14 protein-coding genes are annotated in these 15,767 nt (G+C 67.7%); 9 read left to right on the top strand and 5 right to left on the bottom strand.

The genetic code is table 11. The features are described from left to right. Positions 1-92 precede the first annotated feature (92 nt). Entirely contained in the window at positions 93-2,963 is a 2,871-nt protein-coding gene (locus CFB50_RS25350; RefSeq protein WP_089447563.1) for an alkaline phosphatase family protein, read from the top strand. A gap of 131 nt (positions 2,964-3,094) precedes the next feature. Here the strand turns inward: CFB50_RS25350 and CFB50_RS25355 are convergent, their stop codons facing one another. Both CFB50_RS25355 and CFB50_RS25360 read right to left on the bottom strand, forming a co-directional pair. Beyond that, complete coding sequence (locus CFB50_RS25355; protein ID WP_256979251.1) at positions 3,095-3,238, bottom strand: hypothetical protein; 144 nt, start codon at positions 3,236-3,238, stop codon at positions 3,095-3,097. Positions 3,239-3,484: 246 nt separating this feature from the next. After that, complete coding sequence (locus CFB50_RS25360; protein WP_089447565.1) at positions 3,485-5,134, bottom strand: IclR family transcriptional regulator; 1,650 nt, start codon at positions 5,132-5,134, stop codon at positions 3,485-3,487. A 177-nt stretch (positions 5,135-5,311) separates the two neighbouring features. Between CFB50_RS25360 and CFB50_RS25365 the strand changes: the two genes are divergently transcribed. From CFB50_RS25365 to CFB50_RS25375, 3 genes are all read left to right on the top strand, one after another. After that, positions 5,312-6,271 (top strand): MBL fold metallo-hydrolase, encoded by a 960-nt coding sequence (locus tag CFB50_RS25365; RefSeq protein WP_089427583.1) that lies wholly within the window; start codon positions 5,312-5,314, stop codon positions 6,269-6,271. A 178-nt stretch (positions 6,272-6,449) separates the two neighbouring features. After that, on the top strand, positions 6,450-7,793 hold the full coding sequence (locus CFB50_RS25370; protein WP_089447566.1) for an MFS transporter: 1,344 nt from the start codon (positions 6,450-6,452) through the stop codon (positions 7,791-7,793). Between the two features lie 87 nt (positions 7,794-7,880). Continuing rightward, positions 7,881-9,221, top strand: coding sequence for an MFS transporter (locus CFB50_RS25375; RefSeq protein ID WP_089447567.1), 1,341 nt, complete (start codon positions 7,881-7,883; stop codon positions 9,219-9,221). A gap of 21 nt (positions 9,222-9,242) precedes the next feature. Here CFB50_RS25375 and CFB50_RS25380 read toward each other — a convergent pair whose 3' ends face one another. Both CFB50_RS25380 and CFB50_RS25385 read right to left on the bottom strand, forming a co-directional pair. Continuing rightward, entirely contained in the window at positions 9,243-9,539 is a 297-nt protein-coding gene (locus CFB50_RS25380) for a hypothetical protein (protein ID WP_089447568.1), read from the bottom strand. A gap of 265 nt (positions 9,540-9,804) precedes the next feature. Continuing rightward, complete coding sequence (locus tag CFB50_RS25385; protein ID WP_089447569.1) at positions 9,805-10,605, bottom strand: SDR family NAD(P)-dependent oxidoreductase; 801 nt, start codon at positions 10,603-10,605, stop codon at positions 9,805-9,807. A 135-nt stretch (positions 10,606-10,740) separates the two neighbouring features. On the opposite strand from CFB50_RS25385, the gene CFB50_RS25390 reads away from it, so the two are divergent. Together CFB50_RS25390 and CFB50_RS25395 are read left to right on the top strand one after the other, a co-directional pair. Next, positions 10,741-11,700, top strand: a complete 960-nt coding sequence (locus CFB50_RS25390) for a GlxA family transcriptional regulator (RefSeq protein WP_089447570.1) — start codon at positions 10,741-10,743, stop codon at positions 11,698-11,700. A 76-nt stretch (positions 11,701-11,776) separates the two neighbouring features. Next, positions 11,777-12,925, top strand: coding sequence for an epoxide hydrolase family protein (locus CFB50_RS25395; RefSeq protein WP_089447571.1), 1,149 nt, complete (start codon positions 11,777-11,779; stop codon positions 12,923-12,925). 93 nt (positions 12,926-13,018) lie between these two features. Here the strand turns inward: CFB50_RS25395 and CFB50_RS25400 are convergent, their stop codons facing one another. After that, positions 13,019-13,510, bottom strand: coding sequence for a 2,4'-dihydroxyacetophenone dioxygenase family protein (locus tag CFB50_RS25400; protein WP_089447572.1), 492 nt, complete (start codon positions 13,508-13,510; stop codon positions 13,019-13,021). A gap of 169 nt (positions 13,511-13,679) precedes the next feature. Here CFB50_RS25400 and CFB50_RS25405 point away from each other — a divergent pair, with 169 nt between their 5' ends. Genes CFB50_RS25405 through CFB50_RS25415 form a run of 3 tightly spaced genes read left to right on the top strand, consistent with a single transcriptional unit; the run spans position 13,680 to position 15,758 of the window. Beyond that, positions 13,680-14,150 (top strand): MarR family winged helix-turn-helix transcriptional regulator, encoded by a 471-nt coding sequence (locus CFB50_RS25405; protein WP_089447573.1) that lies wholly within the window; start codon positions 13,680-13,682, stop codon positions 14,148-14,150. A 37-nt stretch (positions 14,151-14,187) separates the two neighbouring features. Further along, the gene (locus tag CFB50_RS25410) at positions 14,188-14,523 is read left to right on the top strand and encodes a hypothetical protein (protein ID WP_089447574.1); all 336 of its coding nucleotides are present in this window, start codon (positions 14,188-14,190) and stop codon (positions 14,521-14,523) included. Beyond that, positions 14,520-15,758, top strand: coding sequence for an MFS transporter (locus CFB50_RS25415; RefSeq protein ID WP_089447575.1), 1,239 nt, complete (start codon positions 14,520-14,522; stop codon positions 15,756-15,758). Before CFB50_RS25410 ends, CFB50_RS25415 begins: the two co-directional genes overlap by 4 nt. Positions 15,759-15,767 lie beyond the last annotated feature (9 nt).

The following is a 15,767-nucleotide window of genomic DNA, read 5'->3' on the forward strand; positions in this document are numbered from 1 at the left end:
ATTCACGGTCACTATCCTGCTGCTCGTTACGAATTATTACTCCCCGTTACGACGGGGCGGTGAAAACGTTTTCGTTCGAAACAGGAGCATCCGTGTACAACACTTTCGTTCTGGCCGGAGCAGTTGCCGCGACATTGACCGCCTGCAACAGCGATTCCGTGAACACGACCGCGACGCTGGGAGACACGACGTCGACGCTGCTGTCGACCGGACAGCGCATCACGCCGTCGGCTGCGCCTGGCACGACGCTCGTCGCGCTGAATCCGGGGCTGCAGGACGTGCCGGACCTGATCGCCGGCCAGCCGGTGTCGGAGGCGCTCAGTCCCGACCGCAAGACGCTGCTCGTGCTGACGAGCGGCTACAACAACCGGCTGGATGCGGGCGGCAAGCTGATCAATGCCGACTCGAACGAGTATGTGTTCGTGTTCGACGTGTCGGGCGGCACGCCGGTAAAGAAGCAGGCGCTGCCGGTGCCCGATACCTATGTCGGCATCGCATTCGCGCCGGACGGCCAGCATTTCTACGTGACCGGCGGCGGCGACGACAACCTGCACGTGTTCGCACTGTCGCAAGGCGTATGGGGCGAAGCCGGCGCACCGATCGCGCTGAGTCACAAGGGCGGCAACGGTCTCGGCAGCTCGCCGCTTGCGACCGGTGTCGACGTGACGGCGGACGGCAAGCGCGCGGTCGTCGCGAACCGCTATCACGACAGCGTCACGCTGGTCGATCTCGCCGCGGGCGCCGTGCTCGCCGAACGCGATCTCCGTCCGGGCAAGAGCGGCGGTGCGTCGGGCACGCCGGGCGGCGAATATCCGAACGCGGTTCGCATCGTCGGCAACAAGACGGCCTACGTGTCGAGCGAACGCGATCGGGAGATCGTCGTCGTCGATATCTCGACCGGTGCGCCGCAGATCGTCACGCGTATCCCGGTCAAGGGCAACCCGAACAAGATGGTGCTGAACCGGGCGCAGAGTCGCCTCTACGTCGCGTCGGACAACGCCGACATCGTGTCGGTGATCGATACGACATCGAACAAGGTCGTGTCGAGCGTATCGACGGTTGCGCCCGCGGGGCTCGTCACCGAAATGCAGTATCGCGGCGCGTCGCCGAACGGGCTCGCGCTGTCGCCGGACGAAACCACGCTGTACGTGACCAATCGCGGCACCAACGACGTCGCGGTCGTATCGCTGTCCGGCGATACCGCGAAAGTGACCGGACTGATTCCGACCGGATGGTATCCGTCCGATGTCGCAGTGGGCGCGAACAATGCGCTCTACATGGTCTACACGAAGAACATGCCGGGGCCGAATCCGGGCAACTGCAAGGACAGCGGCCGGACCGTGCCGTGCCCGGTCAAGAACTCGCCCGTGCATCTGGTGGAGAACCAGTACATCGAGCAGTTGAGCAAGGGCGGTTTCATGTGGATGCCCGCGCCGGACAGCGCGACGCTCGATCTACTGACGAAGCAGGTCGCCGACAACAACAGCTTCAATGCCGCGCTCTCCAGCGCCGACGTCGCGACGATGAACGCGCTGCGGCAGAAGATCAAGCACGTGATCTATATCGTCAAGGAGAACCGCACGTATGACCAGATCCTCGGCGATCTGGGCCGCGGGAACGGCGATCCGTCGCTGGCCGAGTTCCCGGACGCGACGACGCCGAGCATGCATGCGCTCGCGAAGACGTTCGTCACGCTCGACAACTTTCACGATTCCGGCGACGTGAGCGGCAACGGCTGGCCGTGGTCGACCGGCGCACGCGAATCCGACGCCGGCGCGAAGATGTTGCCCGTCAACTACGCCAGCAGCCCGGCACGCAGCGGCTCGCGCGGCGGCTCTTACGACTGGGAAGGCCAGAATCGAAACGTCGACGTGGGCCTGACCGGCGCGCAACGCACGACGGCGAACCCGCTCACGCCGGCCGATCCTGACCTGCTGCCCGGCACGGCAGACGTGTCGGCGCCGGACGGCCCGTCCGACGCCGTACAGCAGGGCTACATCTGGAACGCCGCGTTGCGCGCGGGCCTGACGGTGCGCAACTACGGCTTCTTCATGGATATCTCGCGCAACGGCGGCCCGAACGCGATTCCGATGGATCGCGCGCCGTTCGCCGACAACAAGGTGCAGGGGTACAGCGTGACGCCCGCGCTCGTCGATCGCACGGATCCGTATTTCCGCGGTTATGACAACGCGTATCCGGACCTGTATCGCGAGCTGGAGTGGGAGCGCGAATTCAACCAGTTCGTCGGCAACGGCCAGCTGCCCGCGCTGACGCTGTTGCGCCTGCCGCATGACCATACCGGCAGCTTCGGGTCGTCGCTGGACGGCGTCAACACGCCGGAGCTCGACATGGCCGACAACGACTATGCGGTCGGCCGCGTCGCGCAGGCGCTGGCGAACAGCCCGTATGCGGCGGATACGCTGATCTTCATCGTCGAGGACGATGCGCAGGACGGACCGGACCACGTCGACGCACATCGCAGCACGGCGTTCGTGATCGGGCCGTACGTGAAGCAGAACGCGGTCGTCAGCACGCATTACACGACAGTCAACATGATCCGCACGATCACGGAGGTGCTGAACCTGGATCACCTCGGGCTGTTCGATGCGACGCAAGGGCCGATGACCGACGTGTTCGACATGAGTCAGTCGAAGTGGACGTACAAGGCGGTCGCGTCGGGCCTGCTCGCGAACACGCAGCTGCCGATCCCGGCGGGCGACATCAAGACGGCGGCGCTGAAGCCGACGCACGGGATGCGCTACTGGGCGGCGGTCACGCGCGGGATGGACTTCTCGGTCGAGGACCGGCTGGATGCGGTCGCATACAACAAGGTGCTGTGGAAGGGGCTGATGGGTGCGAAGCCGTACCCGATGCGGCCGGGCGACACGCAGCAGGCGACGCGGCGGCACGACGACGATGACGACGCGCGGCCGGCGACCTCGAGGCATGCGGTGAAGGGTTGACGGCCACCCGTCGCAGGAACCTGGCCGGGAGACCGGCGCAGGCCGCGGCGGGCAGCATGTCCGCTCACGAAAGTCGGCCCGCTTGACGGGCCGTCTTTCGTTTCAAACCTGTCCTGCCGTGGTCGTGCCGTTCAGTGCGGCAGGCGTGCGTGTGCTTCGGCGATGACTTCGCAGTTCTCGAGGTGGAGCGTCCAAGCTTCTGCAATCAGCTCGCCCAGACGTGCGAGCCAGCCAGCGGATTCGGTGGAACGGTCGGAGATGTTAGACGTTTGCATGACGAAGCCCCGTATAGGTGGCGAGTTAGGGATAACCCTAATCATAGCGAAGCAGCTTCGCTTTGTGAAATGCGATTTCGTTATATGAGAATTACTGACAATTTGTGTTGCTGCTTCGCAACATGAATATCGGATGCCTGCGCCTGGCCTACAGCCGTGACGAGGCCGCGCCTGCACGGCCTCGCATAAGAACAAGAGAGGGGGATTCGAGCAGTGAGGAGGACGAGGGGCGTGGCGGGCGGCGGCTTACCCGCCGATCCACCCGAACCGCCACGACAGCCGTCGCGTCGCGGCGAGCAGCGCCTGCGCGAGGTCGCTGTCCGGCCCGCGCGGGAAGCCGCGCGACGAGCCGATGATCGCGATCACGAGCCGGATGCTGCCGGTGTGATCGAACACGGGCGCGGCGACCGTCCCGATGCCCGGCACCGGCGCGTCGAACGCGAAATCGAGTTCATCCGCGCGGATCGTCGCGAGCCGCGCGCGGAAGGCGTCGTCGGCCGGCGCGGCGGCGCGGCCAGCGAGGCGCACGGGCTCGTTGGCGAGCAGGTCGGCCAGCACGTCGTCGGACATGCCGGCCGCGAAGATCCGGCCGATCGCCGTATTGACGAGCGACATCACCGTGCCGACCTGCAGGCTCACGTGCTGAGGTCGCGCTGACTCTTCGAGGCGGATCACGGTCGGGCCGAGCGGCCCCAGCGTCGCGGCTGCCACGCTCATGTCGGTCGCGCCGGCCAGCGCGACGATCTCCGCTTCCGCGTCGCGCGTCGGCGACACGCGCTGCATCGCGATCAGGCCGAGCGCCTGCCCGAGCGGGCCGCCGCCGAAGCAGCCGGCGTCGTCGCGGCTCAGCAGGCCGATCTTCTGCAGGCTGACGAGGTGCGGAAAGGCCTTTGCGGCCGGCATGCCGGCGGCCGCCGCGAGATCGCGCAGCGGCAGTGCGCGGCCCGCCGACACCAGCGCGAGCAGCAGTTCGCCGGTGCTGTCGAGCGCATTGATGCCGCGCTGCGCCTTCATATCGTCGGCCAGCGCGGGCGGCATGCGCGGAGTGGCAGGCGCCAGGCTGGCGGTGGGCGCAGGCGCATCGTGCGCCGCGCCGAGCGATGCGGTGGCCAGCCGTGCCGCGTCGCGCAATGCCGCCGCGATCGGGCCGTCCCAGTCGACGTCGATCGATCCCGTCGAACCGATCACCGTCAACGCGAGCTGCAGCTTGCCCTGCGCGTCGAACACCGGCACGCACATCGCGCTGACGCCGGGGCTCGGCAGATCGACGCCGCGCTCGATACCGCGTGCGCGGATCGCATCGAGTTCCGCTTGCGGCACGCCGGCGTCCGGCACGGGCTGTTCGGCGCCCGCGAGCGTGGCGCCCGCGCCGGCCTGGCTGGCCGCCATCGCGTCGAGTTGGGCGGGATCGCCGAACGCGCGGAACACGCGGCCGGTGGCGGTCGTGTCGAGCGACATCACCGAGCCCACATGCAGGTTCACGTGCAGCGGATAGCCGCCGTGCTCGATGCGCACGATCGTCGGCCCGAGCACGCCCGGCACCGACAGCGCGACGCTCAGGCCGACCGCTTCCGCGAGCCGCGCCGCGTGCGGCAGCGCCGCGCGATAGGCCGGCTGGCGCTCGATTGACATCAGCCCGAGCCGCAGCGACAACGGGCCCGGCTCGTAGTTACCGGTGAGCGCGTCGCGCTTCACGAGCGCGAGCCGCGTCAGGCTGACGAGATAGGTGTGCGCCTGCGCGGTCGACAAGTCGGCCGCCGCGGCCAGCTCGGACAGGCCGAGCGGCTTGCGCCGGCGCGCGAGCGCGTCGAGCAGCCGGCCGCCGACCTCGACACTCTGGATCCCGCGCTGCGCCTTGGGCGGCGCGTCGTCTGCGCTGACTTCGTGGTTCTGCACGCGATGATTCTTCCGTTGACGAAACCCCGCATGGTATCCGACGCCATTTATCGCGCCAGCCCGCAGGTTTACCCGTATTAGACAATAGCAAGCGCCTTTGTCATTGACAAATATTCAGCACGGGAAGATGATCCGCTCACTCCCCTCAACACATGGCTCGCAGCCACGGAACGCAACATGGCCAAAGCATTCGCCTCCCAAGCCGATCTGGAAGAGAAGAAAGTCACCTGGACGAAGCTGTCCGAGAACGCATACGCGTACACCGCCGAAGGCGACCCGAACTCGGGCGTGATCATCGGCGACGACAGCGTGCTGATCGTCGACACGACCGCGACGCCGGCAATGGCGCAGGACCTGATCGCGAAGATCCGCAGCGTGACCGACAAGCCGATCAAGCACGTGGTGCTGTCGCATTACCACGCGGTGCGCGTGCTCGGCGCGTCCGCGTATTTCGACGAAGGCGCGCAGCACGTGATCGCGAGCCGCGGCACGTACGAGATGATCGTCGAGCGCGGCGAGGCCGACATGAAGTCGGAGATCGAACGCTTCCCGCGCCTGTTCGCCGGGGTCGAGACGGTGCCCGGCCTGACCTGGCCGACGCTCGTGTTCGAGCGCGAGATCACGCTGTTCCTTGGCAAGCTCGAAGTGAAGATCATGCACGTCGGTTCGGGCCACACGAAGGGCGACACGATCGTCTGGATTCCGTCGCAGAAGGTGCTGTTCTCGGGCGACCTCGTCGAATACGACGCCGCGTGCTACTGCGGCGATGCGCAGCTCGAACAATGGCCGGCCACGCTCGAAGCGCTGCGCGCGCTCGGCGCCGAGAAGCTCGTGCCGGGCCGCGGCCCCGCGCTGCTGAACCCGGCCGACGTGAACAAGGGCCTCGACTACACGAAGGATTTCGTCACGACGCTGCTCGCACAGGGCCGCAAGGCCGTCGAGCAGAAGCTCGACCTGAAGGCGTCGATGGCGCTCACGCGTGAGGCGATGGATCCGAAGTTCGGCCACGTGTTCATCTACGAGCACTGCTTGCCGTTCGACGTGTCGCGTGCGTTCGACGAAGCGAGCGGCATCACGCATCCGCGCATCTGGACCGCGCAGCGCGACAAGGAAATGTGGGCCGCGCTGCAGGACTGAGCAGCTTGCACAGGCGGGGTGTCCGACAGGGCGCTCCGCCTTTTTTCTGAAGCGGCGACTGGCCAGGGCTTCGTGCCGGCTTTCCGGCCGCCGTATCCGATCTCACAAGAAAGAGGGCGCACGTACGCCCTGGGAGACGGCTGCGCGCTCGAATCGCGCAGCCTGTTTGGAGAGAGACATGCCTCGATCGTTTCCCGCCGAAGCGACGCTCGCGCACGCGAGCGCTTCGGCTTCCGCCGCCACGGACGATGCGCTGCTGTTCCGCAAGATCGCCTGGCGAATCGTGCCGTTCCTGTTCCTCTGCTACGTCATCTCGTTCCTCGACCGGATCAACATCGGCTTCGCGCAGTTGCAGATGAAGCACGATCTCGGCTTCAGCGACGCGATGTACGGCCTCGGCGCCGCGGTGTTCTACGTCGGCTACGTGTTCTGCGAAGTGCCGAGCAACCTGCTGCTCGCGCGTTTCGGCGCGCGCCGCACCTTCACGCGGATCATGCTGCTGTGGGGCATCGCGTCGACCGGGATGATGTTCGTGTCGCAGCCGTCGCATTTCTACGTGCTGCGCTTCCTGCTCGGCGTGTTCGAAGCGGGCTTCTTTCCCGGCATCGTGCTGTACCTGACCTACTGGTTCCCCGCGAACCGGCGGGCGGCCGCGATCTCGGTGTTCTTCGCGGGCGTCGCGGTGGCCGGCGTGCTCGGCGGCCTGATGTCGGGCTGGATCATGCGCGACATGAGCGGCGTGCTCGGGCTGCACGGCTGGCAGTGGATGTTCGCGATCGAAGGCGCGCCGGCGATCCTGCTCGCGTTCGCCGCGTTCACGTTGCTGGTCGACCGGCCGCAGGACGCCACGTGGCTCACGCCGGATGAAAAGGCGCGGGTCGCCGCGCTGTGCGCCGACGGCCGCGGCCACGGCCACGCGCACGACGGGCGCAGCCTCGTGGCGGCGCTTTCGAACCCGCGCGTGTACCTGTTCGCGTTCATCTATTTCTCGCTGACCTGCGCGTCGCTGACGCTCAACTTCTGGATGCCGCTGATGATCCGCGACTTCGGCGTGACCGACGTCGTGGCGGTGAGCCTGTACACGGTCGTGCCGAACGCGGTCGGCGCGGTGGGGCTGATCCTGATCGCGCGCCGTTCGGACCGCACCGGCGAGCGCCGCAAGCACTTCGCGTGCTGCACGATCGGTGGCGGGCTCGCGCTCGCGGCGCTGACGCTGCATCTGCACAGCTTCGCGGCGATGCTCGCGTGCCTGTCGGTCGCGGCGACGCTGATCTTCGCCGCGCTGCCGATCTTCTGGGCCGTGCCGACCCGCTACCTGTCGGGCAACGCCGCCGCGGCCGGGATCGCGCTGATCAGCAGCATCGGGATCACGAGCGGGATCGTCAGCCCGTGGGTGATCGGGATGATCCGCACGCGCACCGGCAGCATGGATCTCGCCGTGTATCTGCTGGCCGCGCTGCTGGTGGCGAGCGGCGTCGCGCTGATGCTCGGCGTGAAAGCCGAAGCCGCGCCGCGCGACTGAGCGAGCAACGGCCGGTCGCCGCTCGCGGGCGGCGGCGACTGGCACGACGTGTGAGCCCCGTACCTGAATCCATCGAGGAGACGATCGATGTCAGCCCCTGTTCAAGCGGACGCCGCGCGTGCCGTCGCGTCCGGTGTCACATCAACGGACGACGACGCGCTGTACCGCCGCATCGGCGCGCGAATCGTGCCGTTCCTGTTCATCTGCTACATCGTATCGATCCTCGATCGCAGCAACATCGGCTTCGCGCAGTTGCAGATGCGGCAGGACCTCGGCCTGACCGACGCGATGTACAGCCTCGGCGCGGTGCTGTTCTTCGTCGGCTATGTATTGTTCGAGGTGCCGAGCAACGCGCTGCTGCGCCGCTTCGGCGCGCGCCGCACGTTTGCGCGGATCATGTTCCTGTGGGGCGCGGTGTCGGTCGCGATGATCACCGTCGACAGCGCGAAGCATTTCTACGTGCTGCGTTTCCTGCTCGGGCTGTTCGAGGCCGGGTTCTTTCCGGGCGTGGTGTTCTACCTGACGTACTGGTATCCGGCACGCCGGCGCGCGTCGGTGCTGTCGATCTTCTACGCGGGCGTCGCCGTGGCGGGGATGGTCGGCGGGCTGCTGTCGGGCTGGCTGATGCGCGGGATGTCGGGCGTGCTTGGGCTGCACGGCTGGCAATGGATGTTCGCGATCGAAGGCGCGCCCGCGATCCTGCTCGGCGTGGTTGCCTGGTTCTGGCTGTGCGATCGTCCCGAGCAGGCGAGCTGGCTGTCCGAGGCCGACCGCCAGCGGCTCGCGACCGACCTTGCCGCCGACCGCGCCGGTGCCGATACGCCGGCGCCGCATTCGCTGCGGCAGGTGCTGGCCGAACCGCGCACGTACCTGTTCGCGTTCATCTATTTCTCGCTGACCACCGCGCTCCTGATGCTGCTGTTCTGGATGCCGCTGATGATCCGCGAATTCGGCATTCACGACGTTGTGCAGATCAGCCTGTTGTCGGTCGTGCCGAACGCGATCGGCGCGGCCGGCCTGATCGCGATCGCGCGGCGCTCCGATCGCAAGCGCGAACGGCGCTGGCACTTCGCCGCATGCGCGTTCGGCGGTGCGGTGGCGCTCGCGCTGCTGACGCTGCACCTGTCGAGCATCGTCGCGATGATGGCGCTGCTGTCGGTCGCGGCGATGCTGATCTTCGCCGCGCATCCGGTGTTCTGGGCCGTGCCGTCCGCGTATTTCTCCGGCGCGGGCGCGGCGGGCGGGATCGCGCTGATCAGCAGCATCGGCGTGTCGAGCGGCATGATCACGCCGTGGCTCGTCGGGCTGATCCGCACCCGAACCGGCAGCATGGACCCGGCGATGCTGATGATCGCGGCGCTGCTGGCCGCGTGCGCGGTCGCGATGCTGCTGGGTGTGCGGGCGGTGCCGCGTGCGGAATCGGCGTGACGCGGGCGGCGGCGGGGCGGTTCAGTGGAAGGTCAGAAACAGCCCGGGCAGGACGATCAGGCCGTGCAGCGCCAGCGCCCAGTAAATCGTGCCGCCGCGTGCCTGCTGGTCGATCGACAGGCACGCGATCGCCGCAATGACCCCGATGACCGACAGGCCTGCCGCCCAGAAGAGCGCGGTGATGAGCACGCGAACGCCCATGTACGGATCGTCCATCGAACTGGCGAACCCGTAGCCGAACAGAAGCGCCAGCAGCTCGATGAGCGCGACGACGAGAAGACCTGACGCGATGCGCGCGGTTCGTTTGGCATTGTCCATGGCGAGTCGGGGTGTGTAGGGGCAGGGGCGCCAGCCTACACGATCCGTCCCGAATATGTCGAGCAACGGGGCAGCGGGACGCCAGGCAGATCGGGAAACAATCCGGTGTGCGTTCCCGCAGGCGAATTCATCAATCCGCAGATGCCCGGAAACGTGCCGCGGAACTTCGGATGATGACGGGCGATGCGCCACGTATCACCGTGTTCCGCGGCACATTCCGGAGAGTGACGTGCCGGTTGCTTTCGACCTGCGGGATGCCGCGTGCTCAGCGTGCCGTCGAATAGCGCGGCGCGGGCGTGTCGGCCGACAGGTGCGGCGCCATCGTGCGGCGCGCGGCCTCGTACGCGGTCCATTCGTCAACCGCGTGCAGCGACGGAATCGTCACGAGTTCGCCGCGATCGAAGCCGACCAGCGCCGCGTCGACCATGTCGGTCGCCGACATCACGATTTCCTTCGGCAGGTGCTCGAGCGGCAGGCCGCCCGTCTGCCAGAAATCGGTGGCGGTCGCGCCGGGCAGCACGGCCTGCACCTGCACGCCCTTGTCGGCGAGTTCGTGATGCAGCGACTGGCTGAACGCGAGCACGAACGCCTTGCTGCCGCCGTACACGCCGTTCAGCGTTTCCGGCGAGATCGCGACGATCGACGAAATGTTGATCACCGCGCCGTTGCCGCGGGCGACGAAACCGGGCACCGCCGCATAGGTGAGGCGGGTGAGCGCGGTCACGTTGAGGTCGATCATTCGCGTCATCGCGTCGACGTCGCTGTCGAGCAGCGGTGCATGCGTGCCGATGCCCGCGTTGTTCACGAGCAGCGTGATGCTCGCATCCTGCTTCAGTTTCGCCTCGACGGCGGCGAGTGCGGCGCGGTCGTTGAGGTCGGCGTCGATGATCTCGACGCTGCGCTGCGTGTCGTTCGTGATGCGGTCGGCGAGGGCGGCTAGCCGGTCGCGGTTGCGCGCGACCAGGATCAGGTCGTAGCCGCGGCGCGCGAGGCGGTCCGCGTAGACGGCGCCGATGCCCGACGAGGCGCCGGTAATGAGGGCGGTACCGCGATGTGCTTGCGTCATGATGTGCTCCGTTTCGATGGAAATGGCCGGATGGCGTGAAGCCATTCTGGTCTCGAATCGCTGCGACACAAATGACGTAGATGGGTATGATTCAGGACATCGGGTGACCTACTCGCCCGGGACGGGAGAACCCACATGCACCGCATCGGCTTTCTGATCAGCGACGGCTTCCAGATCATGGCGCTCGCCGCGCAATCGGTGTTCGAGTACGCGAACATGGGCATGAGCGAGCCGTTCTACGTGATGGCCAACTATTCGGTCGACGGCGGCGACGTGCGCTCGTCGCTCGGGCTGCCGGTCGCCACGCACGCGCTGCGCGGGCGGATCGCCGTCGATACGTGGATCGTCGCGGGCGTCAACGATCCGCTCGCTTCGCCGGCGCCGGCCGGCGTCGTCAGGTTCCTGCGCCGTACCAACGCTCGCGCGCGGCGGATCGCCGGCATCTGCACGGGCGCGTTCGTGCTGGCCGAAGCCGGGTTGCTGGCACAGCGCCGCGCGACGACGCACTGGGCGTTCGGCCGCGACATGCAGCGGTGCTATCCGGAGATACGCGTCGAGGACGACCGGATCTACATCGTCGACGGCCCGATCTGGACGTCGGCCGGGATGACGGCCGGCCTCGACCTCGCGCTTGCAATGGTGGAAAAGGATCTCGGCGCCGATGCCGCCCGGTCGGTCGCGCACAAGCTCGTGATGCACCAGCGGCGCGCCGGCGGCCAGTCGCAGCATTCGGAAATGCTGGAGCTCGCGCCGAAATCCGACCGGATCCAGAACGCGCTGAACTACGTGCGGCAGAATCTCGGTCGCGCACTGACCGTCGAGGATCTTGCCGAAGCCGTCCACCTGAGCCCGCGCCAGTTCAGCCGCGTGTTCACGCTCGAAACGGGGCAGTCGCCGGCGAAGGCGATCGAGCGGCTGCGGCTGGAGGGGGCGCGACTGATGATCGAGCAGAGCCGTCATTCGCTCGACGTGATCGCGAAGGAAAACGGCTTTCGCGACCGCCGCCACATGCGCGAGGCGTTCGTGCGCGGGTTCGGCGTCCCGCCGCAGGCGATGCGGCGCGACGCGCGTACGGACGAGCGGGAAGCGGGCTGATGCCCGCAGGCGCGAGACGCCAGCGCGCGTCGGAAAAATCGCGCAGAATCTCCGGCACGCTTCGTGAGGAGACACCATGCACGCCGAGCCGTTCGACATTGCGATACCCGATCACGCGCTGGATGACCTGCGCCGGCGCCTGCGTGCCCGTCGCCCGCCGATGCTCACGCCCGCCGAGCCGTGGCGGCAGGGTGTGGACGGCGCGTGGCTGAGCGAACTGACCGAGTACTGGGCCGAGCGCTTCGACTGGCGTGCGGTGGAGCGTGCGCTGAACCGGTTGCCGCAGTTCGTCGCGGACGCAGGCGGGCAGCGCGTGCACTTCATCCATCGGCGTGGGGCGGGACCGAAACCTTATCCGCTCGTCATCACGCACGGCTGGCCGGGCTCCGTGTTCGAATTCGACGCGCTGATCGATCGCCTCTGCGATCCGGCGGCATTCGGCGGCGATCCTGACGACGCATTCGATGTCGTCGTACCGTCGCTGCCCGGCTTCCTGTTCTCGCCCGCGCCAACGGCACCCGGCATGTCGGCATGGCAGGTCGCCGACTGCTGGGCGGCGTTGATGTCCGGCCTCGGATATCGACGCTTCGGCGCACAAGGCGGCGATCTCGGCGCAGGCGTGTCGATCGCGCTCGGCGCGCGGCATGCCGACCGGGTGGACGGCATCCATCTGAACTACCTGCCCGGCAGCTACGAACCTCCGACCGACGCGGCTGTGCCGCTGACCGACGATGAACGGGCCTTCGTGACGCAGCGCGGCGAGTGGGCCGCGCTGGAAGGCGGATACGCGCATATGCACATGACGAAGCCGCAGACGCTGGCCGTCGCGCTCAACGATTCGCCGGCCGGACTGGCCGCGTGGATCGCCGAGAAATTCCGCGCATGGAGCGATTGCGACGGCGACGTCGCACGGCGGTTTTCGCACGATGCGCTGCTGACCGGCATCTCGCTCTACTGGTTCACCGGCTGCATCGGCTCATCCATGCAGATGTATTGGGAAAACCGGCTGCAGCCCATGCGCTTCGCGGCCGGGCAACGCGTGACGGTGCCCGTCGCGTTCGCGCGCTTTCCGAAGGAAATCAGCCGCCCGCCGCGCAGCTGGCTCGAACGCGTGTTCGACGTGGTGCAATGGACCGACATGCCGAGCGGCGGCCATTTCGCGGCGATGGAAGAGCCGGACCGGCTGGCCGACGATATCCGGACATTTTTCCGGCGCTTTCGATAACGATCGGGTCGGCCGGCGAAGCGCACCGGCGGCCATTCGGTCGACAGGGGGCGCGAGCGCCACGCGGATCGTGACGCGACGGTGGCGCCTGCGTTACCGCGTGACGAACGGCGTGGCGTCGTCCGGCGCCGTACGCGCATGCTTGCGCTGGCGCAGCAGCGCGACGCGGCAGTTCTCGCGCGCGGTCTCGCGGCCGCCGTCGTCGAGCAGCACGAGATCGCCGCGCATCACGTTGAGCGTGATCACGGCCTCACCCGGCGCGCCGAGCGTTTCCGGCGTATGCACCGAGCCGGCCGGTTCGAGCACCGTCGAGCCCGCGTGCGCCACCCAGTCGTATTCGCGGTAGCGCCACGCCCCCTGCAACGTATGGACGAACACCTCGCCTTCATGACGGTGGCGCGGCAGCGTGCCGCCGGCCGGCATCTTCAGCAGCGCGGTCAGCGTGTCCTCGGCCGCATTGATGTGCAGGTACTTGATCGCCAGCCCCGGCAGGTCGGCGCTCATCGGCAGCCACGGCAGCGCGTCGCCGGGCAGGCACGAGATCGGCGGCAGGTCGGTGGAGAGCGGGGCGGACGGCTGCGTCATGGCGGGCGGCGGAGCGGAAATGGGGAGCCCGCATTATCGCAGAGCCGGCTCGCCCAGCCGAACGGGACATTTCGCATCGGCTCGAGCGCACGCGACGACGCGATCCTTACAGCTCGTAAATATACAGTTAAACTGTACAGTTTGACTGTATATCTGCTATCTTGAATTCATGAAGACGCCATTGCCTCCCTCCGAAGCGCTCCCGCTGGCCGGCCTTGCCGGCGAACTTCGCATCTCGGTCGGCAAGCTGATGCGGCGGATGCGGGAGCAGATCCACCCGAACGACCTCACGTCATCGCAGAAATCGGTGCTGTTGCGGCTCGACCGCGACGGCCCCGCGACCGTGTCGGCGCTCGCGCGCGCCGAAAGCGTGCGGCCGCAGTCGATGCGCGTGACGGTCGCGACGCTCGAGACGCTGGGCGCCGTCAGCGGCGAGCCCGATCCCTCCGACGGCCGGCAGACGCTGATCGCGCTCACGCCCGCTTTCCGCAAGGTGCTGCAGGCCAACCGTGCGGCCAAGGACGACTGGCTGTTCCGCGCGCTGCATGCGCAGCTGTCGGAGGCCGAGCAGGCCGAGCTCGCGTCGGCCGTGAAACTGCTGCAGCGGCTCGCCGAATTCCAGGAGCCGGCGCGTCCGTAAACCGCCTCGCTCCGCTCGCCGAAAGGACAACCCGACCATGAACCTCCCGCATCTCGTGTCGTATTTCTTCGGCGGCGCGTTTTTCGCGAACGTCGTGCCGCATCTCGTCAGCGGATTGCGCGGCGAGCCGTTCCAGACCCCGTTCGCGAATCCGCCCGGGCGCGGGTTGTCGTCGTCCACCGTGAATGTCGTGTGGGGCGTCGCGAACCTCGTGATTGCCTACGTGCTGGTGTGCCGCGTCGGCGATTTCGACCTCCGGGTGACAGCAGACGCGGCGGCGCTCGGCCTCGGCATCCTTGCGCTCGGCCTGTTCCTCGCGCGGCATTTCGGCGAACTGCACGGCGGCAACGAGCCCGACCGGGAGCGGCCATGAGCGTGCCGGCGGCGGGCGTCTTCCGCTCGCTTCGCAGCTTCAACTATCGCGTGTGGGCGATCGGCTCGCTGGTGTCGAACATCGGCACGTGGATCCAGCGCACCGCGCAGGACTGGCTCGTCCTCACGCAGCTCACGCATCACGACGCGTCGGCCGTCGGTATCGTGATGTCGCTGCAGTTCGGCCCGCAGCTTCTGCTGCTGCCGTGGACCGGTTACGCGGCCGACCGTTTCGACCAGCGCAAGCTGCTGATGGCGACGCAGGCGCTGATGGGCGGGCTCGCGCTCTTGCTGGGGCTGCTGACGGTGACCGGCGTCGCGCAGCTGTGGCACGTGTATCTGTTCGCGTTTCTGTTCGGGTGCGCGTCGGCGTTCGATGCGCCGGTGCGGCAGACGTTCGTCGCCGAGCTGGTCGCCGATCGGGAACTGGCGAACGCCGTCGCGCTCAACTCGACGTCGTTCAACGCCGCGCGGATGATCGGGCCGGCGGCGGCCGGTTTCATCATCGCGTCGGTCGGCACCGGCTGGGCGTTCCTGCTCAACGGGCTCAGCTTCGTCGCGGTGCTGGCGTCGCTGTCGATGCTGCGTGCCGACGAGCTGCGCGCGCATGCGCGGGCCGATCGCACGCGCGGGAGCCTGCTCGACGGATTCCGCTACGTGTGGCAGCGCCCGGACCTGAAGGCGATCCTCGTGATGCTGTTCCTGATCGGCACGTTCGGGCTCAATTTCCAGCTGTTCATCTCGACGATGGCGGCCAGCGTGTTTCACGTCGATGCGCGCGGCTTCGGCGTGCTGTCGTCGATGATGGCCGTCGGCACGATTACCGGTGCGCTGCTCGCGGCGCGCCGCGACCGGCCGCGTTTCCGGCATCTGTGGATCGGCGCGGCGCTGTTCGGGCTCGGCTGCACGCTGGCCGCGCTGGCGCCGGGCTACTGGCTGTTCGGCGCCGCGCTCGTGCTGACCGGGATCGCCGCGATCACCTTCATGAACTCGACCAACAGCCTGGTGCAACTGTCGACCGAGCCGGCGATGCGTGGCCGCGTGATGGCGCTGCGTCTCGCGGTGGCGCTCGGCGGCACGCCGATCGGCGCGCCGGTGGCCGGCTGGGTCGCGAATCATCTCGGTCCGCGCTGGGCGCTCGGTGTCGGTGCGATGTCCGGTTTTGCCGCGGCGCTCGTCGCGACGCATTACGTGAGGCGGATGCGTGCGCAGGCGGGTACGGGCGGGGATGTCTGACCGGCTGTG

The sequence above is a fragment of the Burkholderia sp. AU33423 genome, assembly GCF_002223135.1.
In the GTDB taxonomy this organism is placed as follows: Bacteria; Pseudomonadota; Gammaproteobacteria; order Burkholderiales; family Burkholderiaceae; genus Burkholderia; species Burkholderia lata_D.

Coding starts and splice junctions, on each gene's coding strand:
- CFB50_RS25355 (WP_256979251.1), bottom strand. CDS start 3,238: ATGCAAACGTCTAACATCTCCGACCGTTCCACCGAATCCGCTGGCTGG.
- CFB50_RS25365 (WP_089427583.1), top strand. CDS start 5,312: ATGGCCAAAGCATTCGCCTCCCAAGCCGATCTGGAAGAGAAGAAAGTC.
- CFB50_RS25370 (WP_089447566.1), top strand. CDS start 6,450: ATGCCTCGATCGTTTCCCGCCGAAGCGACGCTCGCGCACGCGAGCGCT.
- CFB50_RS25375 (WP_089447567.1), top strand. CDS start 7,881: ATGTCAGCCCCTGTTCAAGCGGACGCCGCGCGTGCCGTCGCGTCCGGT.
- CFB50_RS25380 (WP_089447568.1), bottom strand. CDS start 9,539: ATGGACAATGCCAAACGAACCGCGCGCATCGCGTCAGGTCTTCTCGTC.
- CFB50_RS25385 (WP_089447569.1), bottom strand. CDS start 10,605: ATGACGCAAGCACATCGCGGTACCGCCCTCATTACCGGCGCCTCGTCG.
- CFB50_RS25390 (WP_089447570.1), top strand. CDS start 10,741: ATGCACCGCATCGGCTTTCTGATCAGCGACGGCTTCCAGATCATGGCG.
- CFB50_RS25395 (WP_089447571.1), top strand. CDS start 11,777: ATGCACGCCGAGCCGTTCGACATTGCGATACCCGATCACGCGCTGGAT.
- CFB50_RS25400 (WP_089447572.1), bottom strand. CDS start 13,510: ATGACGCAGCCGTCCGCCCCGCTCTCCACCGACCTGCCGCCGATCTCG.
- CFB50_RS25405 (WP_089447573.1), top strand. CDS start 13,680: ATGAAGACGCCATTGCCTCCCTCCGAAGCGCTCCCGCTGGCCGGCCTT.
- CFB50_RS25410 (WP_089447574.1), top strand. CDS start 14,188: ATGAACCTCCCGCATCTCGTGTCGTATTTCTTCGGCGGCGCGTTTTTC.
- CFB50_RS25415 (WP_089447575.1), top strand. CDS start 14,520: ATGAGCGTGCCGGCGGCGGGCGTCTTCCGCTCGCTTCGCAGCTTCAAC.